General features: G+C 72.6%; 15 protein-coding genes (1 of these 15 cut by a window edge). 3 read left to right on the top strand and 12 right to left on the bottom strand.

Annotated elements, in window-relative coordinates; genetic code table 11:
• On the bottom strand, nucleotides 1-706 hold the 5' portion of the coding sequence (tyrS, locus tag GH723_RS08955; protein ID WP_229023206.1) for a tyrosine--tRNA ligase. Its footprint begins 590 nt before the window's first position; only the first 706 of its 1,296 coding nucleotides appear in the window; it begins with the start codon at nucleotides 704-706; the stop codon falls past the left edge of the window.
• 121 nt (nucleotides 707-827) lie between these two features.
• On the opposite strand from tyrS, the gene GH723_RS08950 reads away from it, so the two are divergent.
• Nucleotides 828-2,786 carry a transglycosylase domain-containing protein gene (locus GH723_RS08950; RefSeq protein ID WP_153759321.1) on the top strand — a complete coding sequence of 653 codons (1,959 nt, stop codon included), beginning with the start codon at nucleotides 828-830 and terminating at the stop codon, nucleotides 2,784-2,786.
• Entirely contained in the window at nucleotides 2,779-3,354 is a 576-nt protein-coding gene (locus tag GH723_RS08945) for a hypothetical protein (RefSeq protein WP_153759320.1), read from the top strand. The genes GH723_RS08950 and GH723_RS08945 overlap by 8 nt, the downstream gene beginning before the upstream one ends.
• Before the next feature lie 18 nt (nucleotides 3,355-3,372).
• Here the strand turns inward: GH723_RS08945 and ybaK are convergent, their stop codons facing one another.
• Genes ybaK through argC form a run of 11 tightly spaced genes read right to left on the bottom strand, consistent with a single transcriptional unit; the run spans nucleotide 3,373 to nucleotide 13,541 of the window.
• Nucleotides 3,373-3,873: a Cys-tRNA(Pro) deacylase gene (ybaK, locus tag GH723_RS08940; protein WP_153759319.1), complete on the bottom strand. Its 501-nt coding sequence runs from the start codon at nucleotides 3,871-3,873 to the stop codon at nucleotides 3,373-3,375.
• Nucleotides 3,874-3,880: 7 nt separating this feature from the next.
• Nucleotides 3,881-4,483 carry an NUDIX hydrolase gene (locus tag GH723_RS08935; RefSeq protein WP_229023205.1) on the bottom strand — a complete coding sequence of 201 codons (603 nt, stop codon included), beginning with the start codon at nucleotides 4,481-4,483 and terminating at the stop codon, nucleotides 3,881-3,883.
• Nucleotides 4,480-5,106: a DNA-3-methyladenine glycosylase gene (locus GH723_RS08930; RefSeq protein ID WP_153761152.1), complete on the bottom strand. Its 627-nt coding sequence runs from the start codon at nucleotides 5,104-5,106 to the stop codon at nucleotides 4,480-4,482. The genes GH723_RS08935 and GH723_RS08930 overlap by 4 nt, the downstream gene beginning before the upstream one ends.
• A 13-nt stretch (nucleotides 5,107-5,119) precedes the next feature.
• Nucleotides 5,120-6,505 carry an argininosuccinate lyase gene (argH, locus tag GH723_RS08925; protein WP_153759318.1) on the bottom strand — a complete coding sequence of 462 codons (1,386 nt, stop codon included), beginning with the start codon at nucleotides 6,503-6,505 and terminating at the stop codon, nucleotides 5,120-5,122.
• Nucleotides 6,502-7,896 carry an argininosuccinate synthase gene (argG, locus tag GH723_RS08920; RefSeq protein ID WP_153759317.1) on the bottom strand — a complete coding sequence of 465 codons (1,395 nt, stop codon included), beginning with the start codon at nucleotides 7,894-7,896 and terminating at the stop codon, nucleotides 6,502-6,504. Before argG ends, argH begins: the two co-directional genes overlap by 4 nt.
• Nucleotides 7,893-8,393: an arginine repressor gene (gene argR, locus GH723_RS08915; protein ID WP_153759316.1), complete on the bottom strand. Its 501-nt coding sequence runs from the start codon at nucleotides 8,391-8,393 to the stop codon at nucleotides 7,893-7,895. Before argR ends, argG begins: the two co-directional genes overlap by 4 nt.
• Nucleotides 8,390-9,274, bottom strand: a complete 885-nt coding sequence (gene argF, locus GH723_RS08910; protein ID WP_153759315.1) for an ornithine carbamoyltransferase — start codon at nucleotides 9,272-9,274, stop codon at nucleotides 8,390-8,392. Before argF ends, argR begins: the two co-directional genes overlap by 4 nt.
• Nucleotides 9,271-10,464 (bottom strand): acetylornithine transaminase, encoded by a 1,194-nt coding sequence (locus GH723_RS08905; RefSeq protein WP_229023203.1) that lies wholly within the window; start codon nucleotides 10,462-10,464, stop codon nucleotides 9,271-9,273. Before GH723_RS08905 ends, argF begins: the two co-directional genes overlap by 4 nt.
• Complete coding sequence (gene argB / locus GH723_RS08900; protein ID WP_153759314.1) at nucleotides 10,461-11,336, bottom strand: acetylglutamate kinase; 876 nt, start codon at nucleotides 11,334-11,336, stop codon at nucleotides 10,461-10,463. The genes GH723_RS08905 and argB overlap by 4 nt, the downstream gene beginning before the upstream one ends.
• Nucleotides 11,333-12,502, bottom strand: a complete 1,170-nt coding sequence (gene argJ, locus GH723_RS08895; RefSeq protein WP_153759313.1) for a bifunctional glutamate N-acetyltransferase/amino-acid acetyltransferase ArgJ — start codon at nucleotides 12,500-12,502, stop codon at nucleotides 11,333-11,335. The genes argB and argJ overlap by 4 nt, the downstream gene beginning before the upstream one ends.
• Nucleotides 12,503-12,524: 22 nt before the next feature.
• A complete protein-coding gene (argC, locus tag GH723_RS08890) occupies nucleotides 12,525-13,541 on the bottom strand; it encodes an N-acetyl-gamma-glutamyl-phosphate reductase (RefSeq protein WP_153759312.1) in 1,017 nt (338 codons plus the stop codon).
• Nucleotides 13,542-13,664: 123 nt separating this feature from the next.
• On the opposite strand from argC, the gene GH723_RS08885 reads away from it, so the two are divergent.
• The gene (locus GH723_RS08885) at nucleotides 13,665-15,422 is read left to right on the top strand and encodes an ABC transporter substrate-binding protein (protein WP_153759311.1); all 1,758 of its coding nucleotides are present in this window, start codon (nucleotides 13,665-13,667) and stop codon (nucleotides 15,420-15,422) included.
• Nucleotides 15,423-15,462 lie beyond the last annotated feature (40 nt).

Genomic DNA, 15,462 nt, shown 5'->3' with positions numbered 1-15,462 from the left:
TGGTGCCGTCGGCCCGCGTGAGCAGCGGCCAGGTGACCGCGTGGGCCTGGCGTCCGAGCCGGCGGCGGACGAGGTCGACGCCGAGCGCGATGTTGCCCCACTGGTCGGACCCGCCGACCTGCATCTCGCACCCCTCGAGCTCGGCGAGCTGGACGAAGTCGTTGGCCTGCAGGAGCATGTAGGAGAACTCGGTGTAGGAGATGCCGTGCTCGCCCTCGATCCGGCTCCGCACCGCCTCCTTGGCGAGCATCTGGTTGACCGTCACGAGCTTGCCGACGTCCCGGAGGAAGTCGATGGCGGTCATCGACACCGTCCAGGACCGGTTGTCGACCAGTCGGGCGCCGGTCGCGCCGTCCTCGAAGTCGAGGAACTGCCGCAGCTGCGGGACGATGCCCTCGAGGTTGCGGGCAAGGGTCGCGTCGTCGAGCAGGTTGCGCTCTTCGGAGCGTCCGCCGGGGTCGCCGATCATCCCGGTGGCCCCGCCGGCGAGCACGATGGGACGGTGCCCGGCGTCCTGGAACCGGCGCATCACGAGCAGGCCGATGAGGTGGCCGACGTGGAGGCTGTCGGCGGTGGGGTCGCAGCCGTAGTACACGGTGATCGGACCCTCGGCGAGGCGCGACCGCAGCTCCTTCAGGTCGGTCGAGTCGTGGATCAGACCTCGGGCGGCGAGGTCGTCGAGGATGGCGGCACCGGTCTCTGACACCCGGTCATGGTGTCCAGGGCGGGGCGGCAGCGTCCACTCGGATGCCGGCCCGTCGCACCAGGCGGTGTGACCTCCGCCCGGGTGGTCGGTACCGAGACCGTTCGTGGGCGACAATGGACCCATGAGGCGTCTCGTACTCGCTGCCGTCGCGCTCGCGCTCCTGGCGGCGGGCTGCAGCTACACACCGGTGACCATCGTGCCCGAGCTCCCCGAGAGCGCGCAGTCGTCGGCCATCTACGCCTCCGACGGCACGCTGCTCACCACGCTCCACGGCGAGGAGAACCGGGTCAACGTCACCTACGACGACATGCCCGACCACCTGATCGACGCGGTCGTGGCCATCGAGGACGCCCGGTTCTGGCTGCACGACGGCATCGACGTCATCGGCCTGGTCCGCGCCGCGCGCTCCAACGTCGGCGCCGGCGGCGTGGCCCAGGGCGGCTCGACGATCACCCAGCAGGCGGTGGGCGTGCTGCTCGTCGGCCAGGACCTCAGCCTCGACGGCAAGATCGAGGAGGCGTCGCTCGCCCTCCAGCTCGAGCGCACGCTCACCAAGGAGCGGATCCTCGAGCTGTACCTCAACTCGATCTACTTCGGGAAGGGTGCCTACGGCGTGGAGGCCGCGTCGCAGACGTACTTCGGCAAGTCGGTCTCGGAGATCACCTTGTCGGAGGCGGCGGTCCTCGCCGGGCTCATCAAGTTCCCGAACGCCGCCAACCCCATCGACTACCGCGACCGGGCCATCGACCGCCGTGACATCGTGCTCGACGCCATGCTCCAGCAGGAGCTGATCGACCGGGAGACCTACGAGGCGACGCTGAGCGAGGGCCTCGACATCCGGCCCCCGGTGCCCCAGGCACTCGTCCGCTACCCGGCGCCCCACTTCGTCGACGAGGTCAAGAAGTGGTTCCTCGACAACCCCGAGTTCGGCGAGACCCGGGAGGACCGCATCCGGCTGCTGTTCGGCGGCGGGCTGCGGATCCACACCACGATCGACCCTCAGCTGCAGGCCCAGGCCGAGGCGGCGCGCGACCAGATCCTGCCGAACGCCGAGACCGACCCGGAGGTCGGCATCGTCGCCCTCGAGCCGTCGACCGGTCGCGTGCGGGCCATGGTCGGCGGGCGCAACTACTACGGCGAGACGCGCTCCGCGAAGTACAACCTGGCGATGGGCTCGGGCCGCGGCTCGGGCTCGTCGTTCAAGCCGTTCGTCCTGGCCACCGCCCTGTCCCAGGGCATGCCGCTCGACACGCGCTACCCGGCGCCCCGGACGGCGACGTTCCCGATGCCCGGGGGCCAGGAGCCGTGGGAGGTCACCGGCGGCGGGTCCGCGGCGGCCGACCTGCGGCGGATGACTGTCAGCTCCTACAACACCGCCTACGCCGCGCTGATGATCGACGTGGCCCCGTCGAACGCCGTGGCCATGGCCCACCGGCTCGGCATCACCACGCCGATCAGCCCCGTCCCCGCCGCCGTGCTCGGCTCGGAGAACGTCACCGTCCTCGACATGGCCAACGCCTACGCGACCTTCGCCAACTCGGGCCTGCGGGTGCCGCCGGTGATGGTCGACCGCATCGAGCGAGCCGACGGCACGATCCTCTGGCAGCACGCCCACGAGCAGGAGCGCGTGCTGTCCGCGGGCATCGCCGACACGATCACCGACATCCTCGTCGATGCCATCAGCGGACCCGGAGCCACCGGCAACCGCGCCCGCCTCCCCGATCGCCCGGCCGCAGGCAAGACCGGCACCGGCACCGGCCACCGCGACGCCTGGTTCGTCGGCTACACGCCCCAGCTGTCCACCGCCGTGTGGGTCGGCTTCCCCAACGCCACCACCCCCCTCGAACCGCCGAACACGCCGGTTCGGGTGTTCGGCGGCGGCTACCCGGCCGAGGTCTGGCGGGCGTTCATGGGCCCGGCCCACGAGGGCCAACCGGTGTTCGGCTTCGCCGAACCGCCCCGGGACCTCGTCCCCCGCCCCGCCGGGTCCAACCCGTCGGCCCCGTCGATCGCCAGCCAGGACGACATCCAGGGCGGCGAGGCCATGGGCCCGACCACACTCGGAGGCCCCGGTGCCTGACACGACCACCCTCGACCCCACACCCCCCGGCGGCGACCCCGCGCCGGCCTCGCCCCGACGGCGCCGCGTCTCGCTCGTCGCCGCCGGCGTGGCCTTCGCCGCCATCACCGCGTTCTGGGCCTGGATCCTCGTGTACCAGCTCCAGAACCGGGGCGAGGAGGACATGCCCGACCGCCTCGACGACCTCAGCTGGACCGCCGAGGCCGATCGCGTCTGTGCCGCCACCACCGAGCGGGTCGCCGAGCTGCCGCCGGCCCACACCTCTCCCACCGCCGACGCCCGGGCCGACGTGATCGAGGAGGCCACCGCCGAGATCGAGCTCATGCTCCAGGAGCTCGAGGGACTCGCCCCCGCCGACGGCAGCCGCGACGCGGACATCACCGCGGACTGGATCGCCGACTACCGCATCTTCCTCCAGGACCGCTTGCGGTTCGCCGACAGCCTCCGCGAGGACCCTGGCGCGCAGTTCCTCGTCACCGAGAAGTACGGCAGCCACATCACCAAGCCCATCGACCGCTTCGCTCGTGTCAACGAGATGGAGGCGTGCATGAGCCCCGGGGACGTCTGACCCGACAGGAGAGCCCCGTCAGGCCCGACGGGCGAGCGGGGCGAACGTGGCGTCGGTGAGCCGAGCCAGGTCGTCGGGCGCCAGCTCGACCTCGAGCCCGCGACGCCCGCCCGAGACGTGGATCGTGTCCCACCCCCGAGCGGAGTCGTCGATGACCGTGCGGTGAGAGCGACGCTGGCCGAGGGGGCTGATGCCGCCGACGACGTAGCCGGTGCGCCGCTCGGCGACGGCGGGATCCGCCATCGTGGCCCGACGGGCGCCGACCGCTGCGGCGAGGGCCTTGAGGTCCAGCTGCGCGGTGACCGGGACGACGCCCACCACCAGCTCCCCGCCCACGTCGGCGAGCAAGGTCTTGAAGATGCGGTCGGGATCGACGCCGAGCGCGTCGGCGGCCTCCACCCCGTAGGACGAGGCCGCCGGATCGTGCGCGTAGGTGTGGACCACGTGGGGCACACCGGCGTCGACGAGCGCAGCGGTGGCCGGCGTGCCGGAGGCCTGGCGCTCCTTGCGTCGGGCCACGACCGGATCAGGCGCGCCCCGCCCGCAGGCGGGCCAGCCCGGCGCGGGCCATGCGCACGGTGCCCGGGTCGACGTCGAGATCGGCGAGCTCGTCCACGGTCACCCAGCGCGCGCCCTCGGACTCGTGGTTGATCTCGGCCCTGGCGCCCTCGGGGGCCACCACGAGGAAGCGGACGTCGAGATGGTCGTGGTCCGGCTCGTCGCGGCGGGCGGAGCGGAAGCGGTGGACGTCGAGGTCGATCGGGTCGGGATCGACCGCCAGACCGTCGATGCCGGTCTCCTCGTGGGCCTCGCGCAGGGCGACCGCCGCGAGGTTCGCGTCGCCGTCGGCGTGGCCCCCCGGCTGGAGCCACCGCTGCACCTTGGCGTGGAGGAGCAGGAGGATCCGCTCCGACGCCGGGTCGACGACGAGGGCCGAGCCGGTGAGGTGCCCCTCGGTGCAGGAGCGGTGGAGGGCGTCGGGATGGGCGTCGACGAAGGCGAGGATCCGGTCGCGGTGCGCCGCGACCGACGGGTCGGCGGCCTGGGCGGCCGCGACGACGGCGCGAGCGTCGTGCAGGTCCGAGCTGGGGGCGAGCGCAGGATCGTCGGCGGTCAGGTGGGACGTCACCCGACCACGATGCCACCGCGGCCGGACGGGCGCGACACGTGCGCCGAGCCGTCGACGTGCCAGCGCCACGGAAGGTCCGCCCCGTTCGTCAGACCGATGCGGGTGCTGACCACCGGCGCGGCGTCCGACGTCCAGCCGTCCTCCAGCAGCCACACGTCGTCGGTCCCGCGGACGACGTCGGTGCCGTCGTGGCGACCGTCGAGGCCGAGCGCCTGGCAGAGCTTGGCCGGGCCGTTGCAGAGGTCACGGTCCCGTCGCGCCGCCGGTCGGGCCTCTCGCATCGCCTCGACGCCGCGCAGCGGCTCGAGCGCCCTGATGAGCGCCGCGGAGGCCACGCCGTCGTCGCCGCAGACGACGTTCGCGCACCAGTGCATCCCGTAGGTGAAGTAGACGTAGAGGTGGCCCGGTGGCCCGAACATCGTGGCGGTGCGGGCGGTCGGTCCGCGGAAGGCGTGGCTGCCCGGGTCCGCCTCCCCCATGTAGGCCTCGACCTCGACGATGCGCCCCGCCCGGTCGCCGGCGACGAGCACGGTGCCGAGCAGCTCGGGCGCCACCTCGACGGCGGGACGGGCGAGTCGCGAGCGTTCGACGGGACGGCCGAGTCGGGCGACGTGGGCAGGCAGGCGCGGCACGCGGCTACCCGGTGGGCAGTCGCTCGCGGTCGGCGGCGAGCCGGGCGCGGAAGCGCTCGACCTGGTCGGCGACGGGACCGGGGCCTCCCCCGCCCCGGGTGGTGCGCCGGCGCGCCGCGACGCCGGGGCCGAGCAGCTCGGCGGCCGACGGGCCGAGATCCGGGTGCTCGGCCACGAGCGCGGCCAGGTCGGCACCCTCGTCGAGGTGCTGGCGGACGAGCGCGCCCACGATGGCGTGGGCCTCGCGGAACGGGGTGCCGCCGGCGACGAGGTGCTCGGCCAGGTCGGTGGCCGACGACGTCGGTGCATCGGCGGCCGCGGCCATCGCGGTGTGGTCGAAGCGGGTGGTGGCGAGGAGCCCCTCGACCGCGGAGAGCCCGAGGGTGATCTGGTCGAGCGCGTCGAACAGCGGCTCCTTGTCCTCCTGCAGGTCGCGGTTGTAGGCGAGCGGCAGGCCCTTCAGGGTGGCGAGCAGGCCGGTGAGGTTGCCGATGAGGCGACCCGACTTGCCGCGCGTGAGCTCGGCGATGTCGGGGTTCTTCTTCTGGGGCAGCATCGACGAGCCCGTCGAGTAGGCATCGTCGAGCCGGCAGAACCCGAACTCCTCGCTCGCCCAGAGCACGATCTCCTCGCCGATGCGGCTGAGGTGGACGCCGACGAGCGTGAGGTCGAAGAGGACCTCGGCGACGAAGTCGCGGTCGCTCACGGCGTCGAGGGAGTTGTCGAACACACCGGCGAAGCCGAGGTCATCCGCCACCGACTCGGGGTCGAGCGGCAGCGAGGAGCCGGCCAGCGCCCCGGCCCCGAGCGGCGACACGTCGAGGCGCCGCCGGGCGTCGAGCAGTCGGTCGAGGTCGCGCGAGAGGGCCCACCCGTGGGCGAGCAGGTGGTGGGCCAGGAGGACGGGCTGGGCCCGCTGGAGGTGCGTGTACCCGGGGAGGTACGCGTCGCCGGCCTCCTCGGCGCGTGTGAGGAGCACCTGCTGGACCTCGACGAGGCGGTGGGCGACGAGCGCGACGTGGCGCTTGGTGAACAGCCGCAGGTCCGTGGCCACCTGGTCGTTGCGGCTGCGTCCGGTGTGGAGCTTGCCGCCGACCGGACCCGCGATCTCGGTGACCCGTCGCTCCACCGCGGTGTGGATGTCCTCGTCGCTCGGAAGGAACTCGAAGGTGCCGTCGGTGAGCTCGGCGTCGACGCGGTCGAGGGCCGCGAGGATCTCCTGCACCTCGGCGTCCTCGAGCAGCCCGACCCGACCGAGGCCCCGGACGTGCGCACGGCTGCCGTCGATGTCGTCGGGGAACAGGCGCTGGTCGTACGGGAGGCTGACCGTGTAGGCCAGCAGCTCCTCCGCGGGACCGCGCTCGAAGCGCCCGTGCCAGAGCGTGCTCACGCCGACCCCTCTGCGTCGCTCGGGGACGGGCCGAGGACTGCCCCGTCGCTCGGCGACGGGCCGAGGACGGAGACGTCGGCGGCGGCCGAGCCGAGCGAGCCGGCGCGGCGGTAGACGCCGAGCTTGTGGCGGGAGTCCTCGATGTCGAGGTTCCGCATCGTGAGCTGGCCGATGCGGTCGAGGGGGCCGAACGCGCTGTCGCCGCGCTCCATCGACAGGCGGTCGGGGGCGTAGGACAGGTCGGGGCCGGTGGTGTCGAGGATCGTGTAGTCCTCGCCCCGCCGCAGCCGCACGGTGACCTCCCCGGTGATCGCCGCGCCCACCCAGTGCTGCAGCGGCTCGCGCAGCATGAGGGCCTGCGGGTCGAACCAGCGACCCTCGTACATCAGGCGGCCGAGGCGGCGGCCCATCGTGCGGTGGTTCTCGATCGTGGCCTCGTTGTGGATGGCGGTGACGAGCCGCTCGTAGGCCAGGTGCAGCAGCGCCATGCCCGGCGCCTCGTAGATGCCGCGGCTCTTGGCCTCGATGATCCGGTTCTCGATCTGGTCGGACATGCCGAGGCCGTGGCGGCCGCCGACCGCGTTGGCCTCGAGGACGAGGGCCACGCGGTCGTCGAACGTCGTGCCGTTCAGGGAGACGGGCCAGCCGGCCTCGAAGCGGACCGTGACGTCCTCGGGCTCGATCTCGACCGACGGGTCCCAGTGGGCGACGCCCATGATCGGCTCGACGATCTCCATGCTGGTGCCGAGCTCCTCGAGGTCCTTGGCCTCGTGGGTGGCGCCCCAGATGTTGGCGTCGGTGGAGTACGCCTTCTCGGCGCTGTCCCGGTAGTCGAAGCCGTGCTCGACGAGCCAGGCGCTCATCTCGGCGCGACCGCCGAGCTCCTCGACGAACGTGGGGTCGAGCCAGGGCTTGTAGATGCGCAGCTGCTCGTTGACGAGGAGCCCGTAGCGGTAGAAGCGCTCGATGTCGTTGCCCTTGTAGGTGGAGCCGTCGCCCCAGATGTCGACGCCGTCCTCCTGCATGGCCCGCACGAGCAGCGTGCCGGTGACGGCCCGCCCGAGCGGCGTGGTGTTGAAGTACGTGCGGCCGGCGGTGGCGACGTGGAAAGCGCCGCACTGGAGGGCGACGAGGCCCTCGTGGACCAGCTCCTCGCGGCAGTCGACGAGGCGACCGGCCTCCGCGCCGTAGGCCTCGGCCCGGCCGGGGACCCCGGAGAGGTCCGGCTCGTCGTACTGCCCGAGGTCGGCGGTGTAGGCGTAGGGGACGGCACCCTTCTCCCGCATCCAGGCGACGGCGACGGAGGTGTCGAGGCCGCCGGAGAAGGCGATGCCCACCCGCTCCCCGACGGGGAGGGAGGTGAGGACCCGGGCGTCGGACCGATCGGTCACGGAGCGTCCTTTCGTGGGAGGAGACCGGCGAGGTCCCGCAGGGTGGCGGCGAGGGACCCGCCGCCGGTGGATTCGGAGGCGATGCAGATGACGGTGTCGTCGCCGGCGACCGTGCCGACGAGGCCCGGCAGGCCCGAGCGGTCGAGCGCGGAGCCGACGACGTGCGCCGAGCCCGGCGGGGTGCGCAGGACGACGAGGTTGAGCGAGTGGTCGGTCTCGACCACCCAGTCGCCGAGGACCCGGCGGAGGTGGTCGGGGGGCGCGGCCTGCTCGGTGGGCAGCTCGGGGATGGCGTAGGCCGGCTCTCCCCCGGCGACGCGCACCTTGATCGCCCCGAGGTCCTCCAGGTCGCGCGAGACGGTCGCCTGCGTCGCGACCACCCCGTCGGTCGCCAGCAGGTCGACGAGCTGGGTCTGGCTGGTGACGACGTTGGCCTCGAGCAGGCGCGCGATGCGGTGCTGGCGCTGGGTCTTCGACAGGCGCGAGGCGTCGCTCATCGCTGCTCCAGGAGCCACCACAGCAGGCCGCGTGCCGCGTGCATGCGGTTCTCGGCCTGGCGCCAGATCCGGCTCCGGGGGCCGTCGACGACCTCGGTGGCCACCTCCTCGCCTCGGTGGGCGGGCAGGCAGTGGAGGAAGATGTGGTCCTCGGCCGCGCCGCGCATCATGGCGGCGTCGATCGTGTAGCCCTCGAAGGCCCGCAGCCGGTGCTCGGCCTCGGCCTCCTGGCCCATCGACGTCCAGACGTCGCTGTAGACGACCTGGGCGCCCGAGACGGCGTCCTCGGGGCGGTCGCAGACCTCGATCGGGGTCACCGCCGCGATGCGGTCGGCGTCGGCGTCCGAGAAGCGGTACCCGGGGGGCGCGCCGAGCCGGAAGGAGCCTCCGACTATCCCGACGGCCAGCGCCAGTGAGCGGGCCACGTTGTTGGCGTCGCCGACGTAGGCGACGGTGACGTCGAGGCGGCCGAGCTCCTGGCGGATCGTGAGCAGGTCGGCGAGGGCCTGCATGGGGTGGGCGGCGTCCGACAGGAGGTTGACGATCGGCACCCGGTCGAGCGCGGCCATGCGCTCGACGACGTCGTGGCGGAAGACCCGTGCGCCGATCGCCGCGTGGTAGCCGGCGAGGGTGCGGGTGACGTCCTCGACCGACTCGCGCACGTCGAGGCCGACCTCCTCGCCGCGGATGGTGAGCGGGTGGCCCCCCAGCTGCACGACGGCCATCTCCATCGAGTTGCGCGTGCGAGCGGACGGCTTCTCGAAGACGAGCGCCATGCCCTCGCCGTCGAGCACCTTCGGCGGGTCGGCGGCCTCGGCACGGTCGAGGACCTCGACGACCTCGTCGACCGTCAGGTCGTCGATCTCGAGCAGGTGCCTCACGGGAGCGCTCCTTCGATGGTGGCGATGGCGACGTCGATCTCGTCGTCGCTGACGAGGAGGGACGGCGCCAGCCGCAGCGTGGTGGGGGTGACGGCGTTGACGACCAGGCCGGCGTCGAGGCACGCGGCCGCCACCGTGCGGGCGTCGATGCCCTCGGCGAGGGCGAGGCCGATGAGGAGGCCCGCGCCCCTGGTGGACTCGACGCCGTCGAGGGCCTCGGCGCGCTCGCGGATGCGAGCACCGGCCCGGGCCGCCCGTGCCGGGACGTCCTCGTCCTCCATCACCGCGAGGACGGCGCGCGCCGCGGCCATGGCCAGCGGCTGGCCGCCGTAGGTGGTGGCGTGGTCGCCCGGCTCGAAGGCCGCGGCGACCCCGGCGTTCGCCCAGCAGGCACCGACCGGCACGCCGTTGCCGAGCGCCTTGGCCATGGTGACCACGTCGGGCACGACGTCGGCGGCCTGGTGCCCGAACCACCGTCCCGTGCGGCCGAGGCCCGTCTGGACCTCGTCGACGATCATCAGGACGCCGCGCTCGGAGCAGATGCGGCGGACGCCCTGCAGGTACTCGACGCTCGCCGGGTTCACCCCGCCCTCCCCCTGGACGGGCTCGAGGAGGACCGCGGCGACGGTGTCGTCGATGGCGGCGTCGAGCGCGTCGAGGTCGTCCCACGCGACGTGGCGGAAGCCCTCGGGCAGCGGCTGGAACCCCTCCCACTTGGTGGGCTGGCCGGTGGCGTGCAGCGTGGCGAGCGTGCGGCCGTGGAACGAGCCGTAGGTCGACACGATCTGGTAGCGGCCGTGTCCGCCCCACTTGCGGGCCAGCTTGATCGCGGCCTCGTTGGCCTCGGCCCCCGAGTTGCAGAAGAACACCTGGCCCCCGCCGCCGAGCAGGCGGTCGAGGGTGACGGCGACGTCGCCGGCGGGTTCGGTGGCGAAGAGGTTCGAGACGTGGAGGAGGGTGCGCGCCTGCTCGGCGAGCGCCTCGGCCACCGCGGGGTGGGCGTGCCCGAGCGAGGTGACGGCGAGCCCCGACAGGAAGTCGAGGTAGCGGTTGCCGTCGCGGTCCCAGAGCCAGGAGCCCTCGCCACGGACGAACTCGACCCGCGGCGCCCCGTAGGTGGGCATGATCGGGCACCGCGGCAGGTCGGGCGAACCGACCGCCGCGTGGTGGCTGACGGGGATCGGGCTCACGGGCGGGGCTCCTTCGTGACCATGGTGCCGATGCCCTCGTCGGTGAAGATCTCGAGCAGGAGGACGTGCGGCACCCGTCCGTCGATCATGTGGGCCGAGCCGACCCCGTGCTCGGCGGCGTGGACGCACGCCGCCACCTTCGGGATCATCCCGCCGGTGAGGGTGCCGTCGTCGAGCAGGCCCTGGAGGTCGCGAGCCGTGGTGCGCCGGATGAGCGAGGCCGGGTCGCCGACGTCGGCACGCAGCCCCTCGATGTCGGTGAGGTAGACGATCTTCTCGGCCCCGACGGCCACGGCGATGGCGCCGGCAACCGTGTCGGCGTTGATGTTGTAGGACTGGCCGGCGACGTCGGCGCCGATCGTGGAGACCACCGGGACCAGCCCCTCGGCGAGGAGGCGGTCGAGGATCGCCGGGTTGACGGCCTCGACGTCGCCGACGAACCCGAGGTCGGGGTTGCGGGCGCTGGCCAGGATCAGCCCGGCGTCCTCGCCCGACAGCCCGACCGCGAGCGGGCCGTGGACGTTGATCGAGGCCACGATGTCGCGGTTGACCTTGCCGACGAGGACCATGCGGGCGATGTCGAGGGTCTCGGCGTCGGTGACGCGCAGCCCGTCGCGGAACTCCGGCTTCTTGCCGAGCCGGTCCATCAGGTCGCCGATCTGGGGGCCGCCGCCGTGCACGACGACGGGACGGATGCCGACCGAGTGCATGAGGACGATGTCGTCGGCGAACGACCGGGCCAGGGCGGGGTCGACCATGGCGTTGCCGCCGTACTTCACGACGACGACCTTGTCGCGGAACTGCTGGATCCAGGGCAGCGCCTCGAGGAGGATCTCGGCCTTGGCCGTCGGGGTGAGGTCCGGGGCGCTCACGAGGTGCCCATGTTCTCGTCGACGTACGCGTGGGTGAGGTCGTTGGTGAGCACGGTGGCCCGTCCGGTGCCGAGTCCGAGCTGGGCGGTGACCTCGATGTGGCGCTGGTCCATGTAGGCGCTCAGCGCGTCGGCGTCGTGGTCGGCGTTGATGCCGCCGTCGGCCACGACGTGGTCGCCGTAGGAGATCCGGAGCTTGTCGGGGTCGAAGGAGATGCCGGCGCTGCCGAGCTCCGAGGCGACCCGTCCCCAGTAGGGGTCCTTGCCGTACCACGAGCACTTCACCAGCTGGCTCTCGGCGACCTTGCGGGCGCCCCGCTCCGCCTCGTGGTCGTCGACCGCGCCCTCGACGACGACCCGCACGACCTTGGTGGCCCCCTCGGCGTCGCCCGCCATCTGGGCGGCGAGGTCCTCGCACACGGCGGTGACGGCGGCGATGAGGTCGGCCGGCTCGACCGGCCCGGCGCGCCCGCTCGCCATGAGGATCACCGTGTCGTTGGTGGAGGTGCAGCCGTCGACGCTCAACGAGTTGAACGAGCTGGGCAGCGCGGCGGTGAGCGCCGACTTCAGCAGCGCCGGGGTCGCCTCGGCGTCGGTGGTGAGCACCGCCAGCATCGTCGCCATGTTGGGCGCCAGCATCGCCGCGCCCTTGGCCATGCCGCCGACCACGAAGCCCGGGCCGTCGGCGACCGAGAGCTTGCGCACCGTGTCGGTGGTGAGGATGGCGTCGGCCGCCGCCAGACCCGCGTCCTCGCCGGCGGCGCGCGCCGCGGCGAGCGCGGGGACGCCGGCCTCGATCGCGTCGATGGGGAGGGGGATGCCGATGAGCCCGGTCGAGCACACGAGGACCTCGTGGGCCTCGCAGCCGAGCTCGGCCGCCGTCGCGGCGCACATGCGCTTCGCGTCGTCCACGCCGCGCCGGCCGTTGGCGGCGTTGGCGTTGCCGGAGTTGAGGACGACCGCGGCGGCGTGCCCGGTGGTGCGCAGCAGGTGGTTGCGCGTCGTGACCACGGGCGCGGCGGTCATCTGGTTCTGGGTGAAGACAGCGGCGGCGGGCACGGGGCGCCCGTCCTCGGTGGCGACGAGGCTCAGGTCGAGTCGGCCGTCGGGCTTGATGCCCGCGGCGGTGCCCGACGCGACGAAGCCGGAGGCTGCGGTGACGCTCATGTGCTGGTGGTCTCCCGGTGGCTCACGGATAGAGGGCGACGATCGGGAGCCCGAGGGCCTCGTCCCGGCCGGTGATGATGTTGGCGCACTGCACCGCCTGGCCCGACGCCCCCTTGACCAGGTTGTCGATGGCGCTGAGGACGACGAGCCACCCGGTGCGCTCGTCGACCCGCGCGGTGAGGTGCGCGGTGTTCGAGCCGAGCGTGGCCTTGGTGGACGGCGCGGCGTCGGTGACGACGACGAACGGCTCGTCCGCGTAGTGGCTCCGCAGCACGTCGAGCGCGTCGTCGGTGGTGAGCGACCCGGTCGGTCGGGCGTAGCAGGTGGCGAGGATGCCCCGGTTCATCGGTGCGAGGTGCGGTGTGAACAGCACCGTCGCCCCGAGGACCTGGTCCATCTCGGCGGTGTGGCGGTGGTCGAGCAGCCCGTAGGCGGTGAAGTCCTCGTCCACGGTGCAGAACGTGGTGTTCGGCTTCGGCGGCCGTCCCGCGCCGGACACGCCGCTCGCGGCATCGACGACGATGCCGGAGGTCTCGACGAGCCCCGCACGGGTGAACGGCGCGAGCGCGAGCGTGGTGGCCGTCGGGTAGCAGCCGGGCACCGCGACCTTGTCCGCGCCGACGATCTGGTCCCGGAACAGCTCCGGGAGGCCGTAGGCGAACTGCCCGAGCAGCTCGGGGGCGGTGTGCGCCTCGCCGTACCAGCGCGGGTACGCGTCGGGGTCGGTCAGCCGGAAGTCGGCGGCGAGGTCGACGATCCGCACCCCGGCGTCGACGAGCGACGGCACGATCCCCTGGGAGGCTCCGTGCGGCAGACCCAGGAACACCAGGTCGACTCCGTCGAGCAGCGAGGGGTCCCAGGCGGCGAAGCGCACGTCGCCGTAGGCCGCGGCGAGGCTCGGGTAGAGCGCCGCGATCGGCGTGCCCGCCTGGGTGTCCCCGGTGGCGAAGGCCACCTCGAGCTCGGGATGGGCGGCGAGCAGCCGCAGGAGCTCGGCGCCGGTGAACCCCGACGCCCCGATGATGCCGATCCTCGTCACCCGACCACCATACACCACGTTGCATAGCTATGCGACGGGCTGCGGAGTCGAGAGGAGTGGCGAGCGTCACACCGACCACCTAACGTCAGGGGTGCACGGGCAACTCGACCCAGGGGGGAAACGATGACCGCAGCTCGGTTCCGACGTGCGCGCCTACTCGTGTGCGCACTGGCACTGGCGCTGGTGGCGGCGTCGTGTGGTGACGACGACACCACCGACGACGAAGGATCCGGCGGCACCGACGGTGGTGGGGGAACCACCGAGGAGACGACGGCGGAGGACGACGACGCCGGGTCGCCGACTCCGGGCGGCAGCATCGTGATCGGGCTCGAGGCCGAGAGCGCGGGGTGGATCCCGAGCCAGTCCTCGTTCGGCACGGCGGGTCCGTCGGTCGCCGCGGCGATCTACGACCAGCTGGTCGCGGTCAACGCCGAGGGCGAGTTCGAGGCGTTCCTCGCCGAGTCGATCGAGCCCAACGACGACCTCACCGAGTGGACCCTCACGCTACGACCCGACGTCGTCTTCCACGACGGCACGCCGCTCGACGCGGAGGCCGTGGTGTGGAACTTCGACGAGCTCCACTCCGCCGAGGCGTCGCTCACCGCCGGTGCCATCAACGCCGCCGGCGTCGAGTCGGTCGAGGCGACCGACGACATGACCGTCGTCTACCGGTTGCGCGAGCCCAACGCCGCGTTCCCCGATCTCCTCACCGGCCCCGTCGGCTACATCGTGTCGCCGACCGCGTTCCAGGAGCAGGGCGAGGACGACTTCAACCGGTCACCGGTCGGCGCCGGACCCTTCATGGTCGAGGAGCCGTGGCAGCCCGACGGCGAGTTCGTCCTGCAGCGCAACCCCGACTACTGGGGCACCGACGACGAGGGCAACCAGCTCCCCTACCTCGACGAGATCACGTTCCGGCCGATCCCCGACGAGGACGCCCGGGTGAGCAGCCTCCTGTCGGACACCGCGCAGATCGTCCACAGCTCCCGCGGCTACGCGGGCCAGCAGCTGCTCGACGCCTCGGAGTCGGGCGGGTACGAGACCAACGTGGCCATCGGCAACATCTCGGGCACGTCGATCTTCAACGTGCTCGTGCCGCCGCTCGACGACATCCGAGTCCGCCAGGGCATGAGCCTCGCATCCAACGCCGACGAGATCGCGACGGTGCTCGGCGACGAGATCAGCCCGCCGTCCTCGCAGTTCGTCAGCGTCGACAGCCCCTGGTACTCGACCACGGCCGAGGAGGCCTACATCGGGGCGGGCGGCCAGGACCTCGACCGGGCGCGCGAGCTCATCGAGGAGTACATGAACGACCCGGAGCGCTCCGACGGCAAGGCGGTCGGTGAGCGCCTCAGCGTCGACTACCAGTGCCCGCCGGAGCCGAGCCTCCTGCAGGTGGCCCAGATCCTCGACAGCTGGTGGGAGCAGATCGGCGTCGACCTCAACATGAACCAGGTCGAGCAGCCGACCCTGATCACCAACGTCGTCGGCAGCGCCGACAACGATCCGCCGTGGTCCGGCAACTACGGCGTCAGCTGCTGGCGGACCGGCGCGACCGGCGACCCCTACACGACGCTCGCGGGCTACTTCACCGAGGGGAACCCGTCGAACGTCACCAACTTCACCGACCCGGGGATCACCGAGGCGCTCGAGCGGCTCCGCACCTCGGCGGACTTCGAGGACCGCTACCAGGCCAACGAGGACATCAACGTCATCGCCAACGAGAACGCGGTGATCGTGTGGAACATCGCCACCCCGTCCACGACGGGCTGGCGTGACGACATCCACGGCGTGACCGGCTGGACGATGCCGTCGGGTGGCGAGGGCACCGGCACGCTCAACAACCGCATCTGGGTCCACCAGATCTGGATGGAGCAGTGACCCCATGAGCTGCCCCGCACCGGACCGCGTCCCCGTGTGG

Source organism: Actinomarinicola tropica (genome assembly GCF_009650215.1).
Classification (GTDB): Bacteria; Actinomycetota; Acidimicrobiia; order Acidimicrobiales; family SKKL01; genus Actinomarinicola; species Actinomarinicola tropica.
Note: the sequence above shows the minus strand (reverse complement) of the source record. Positions and strands in the feature narration are given on the sequence as shown.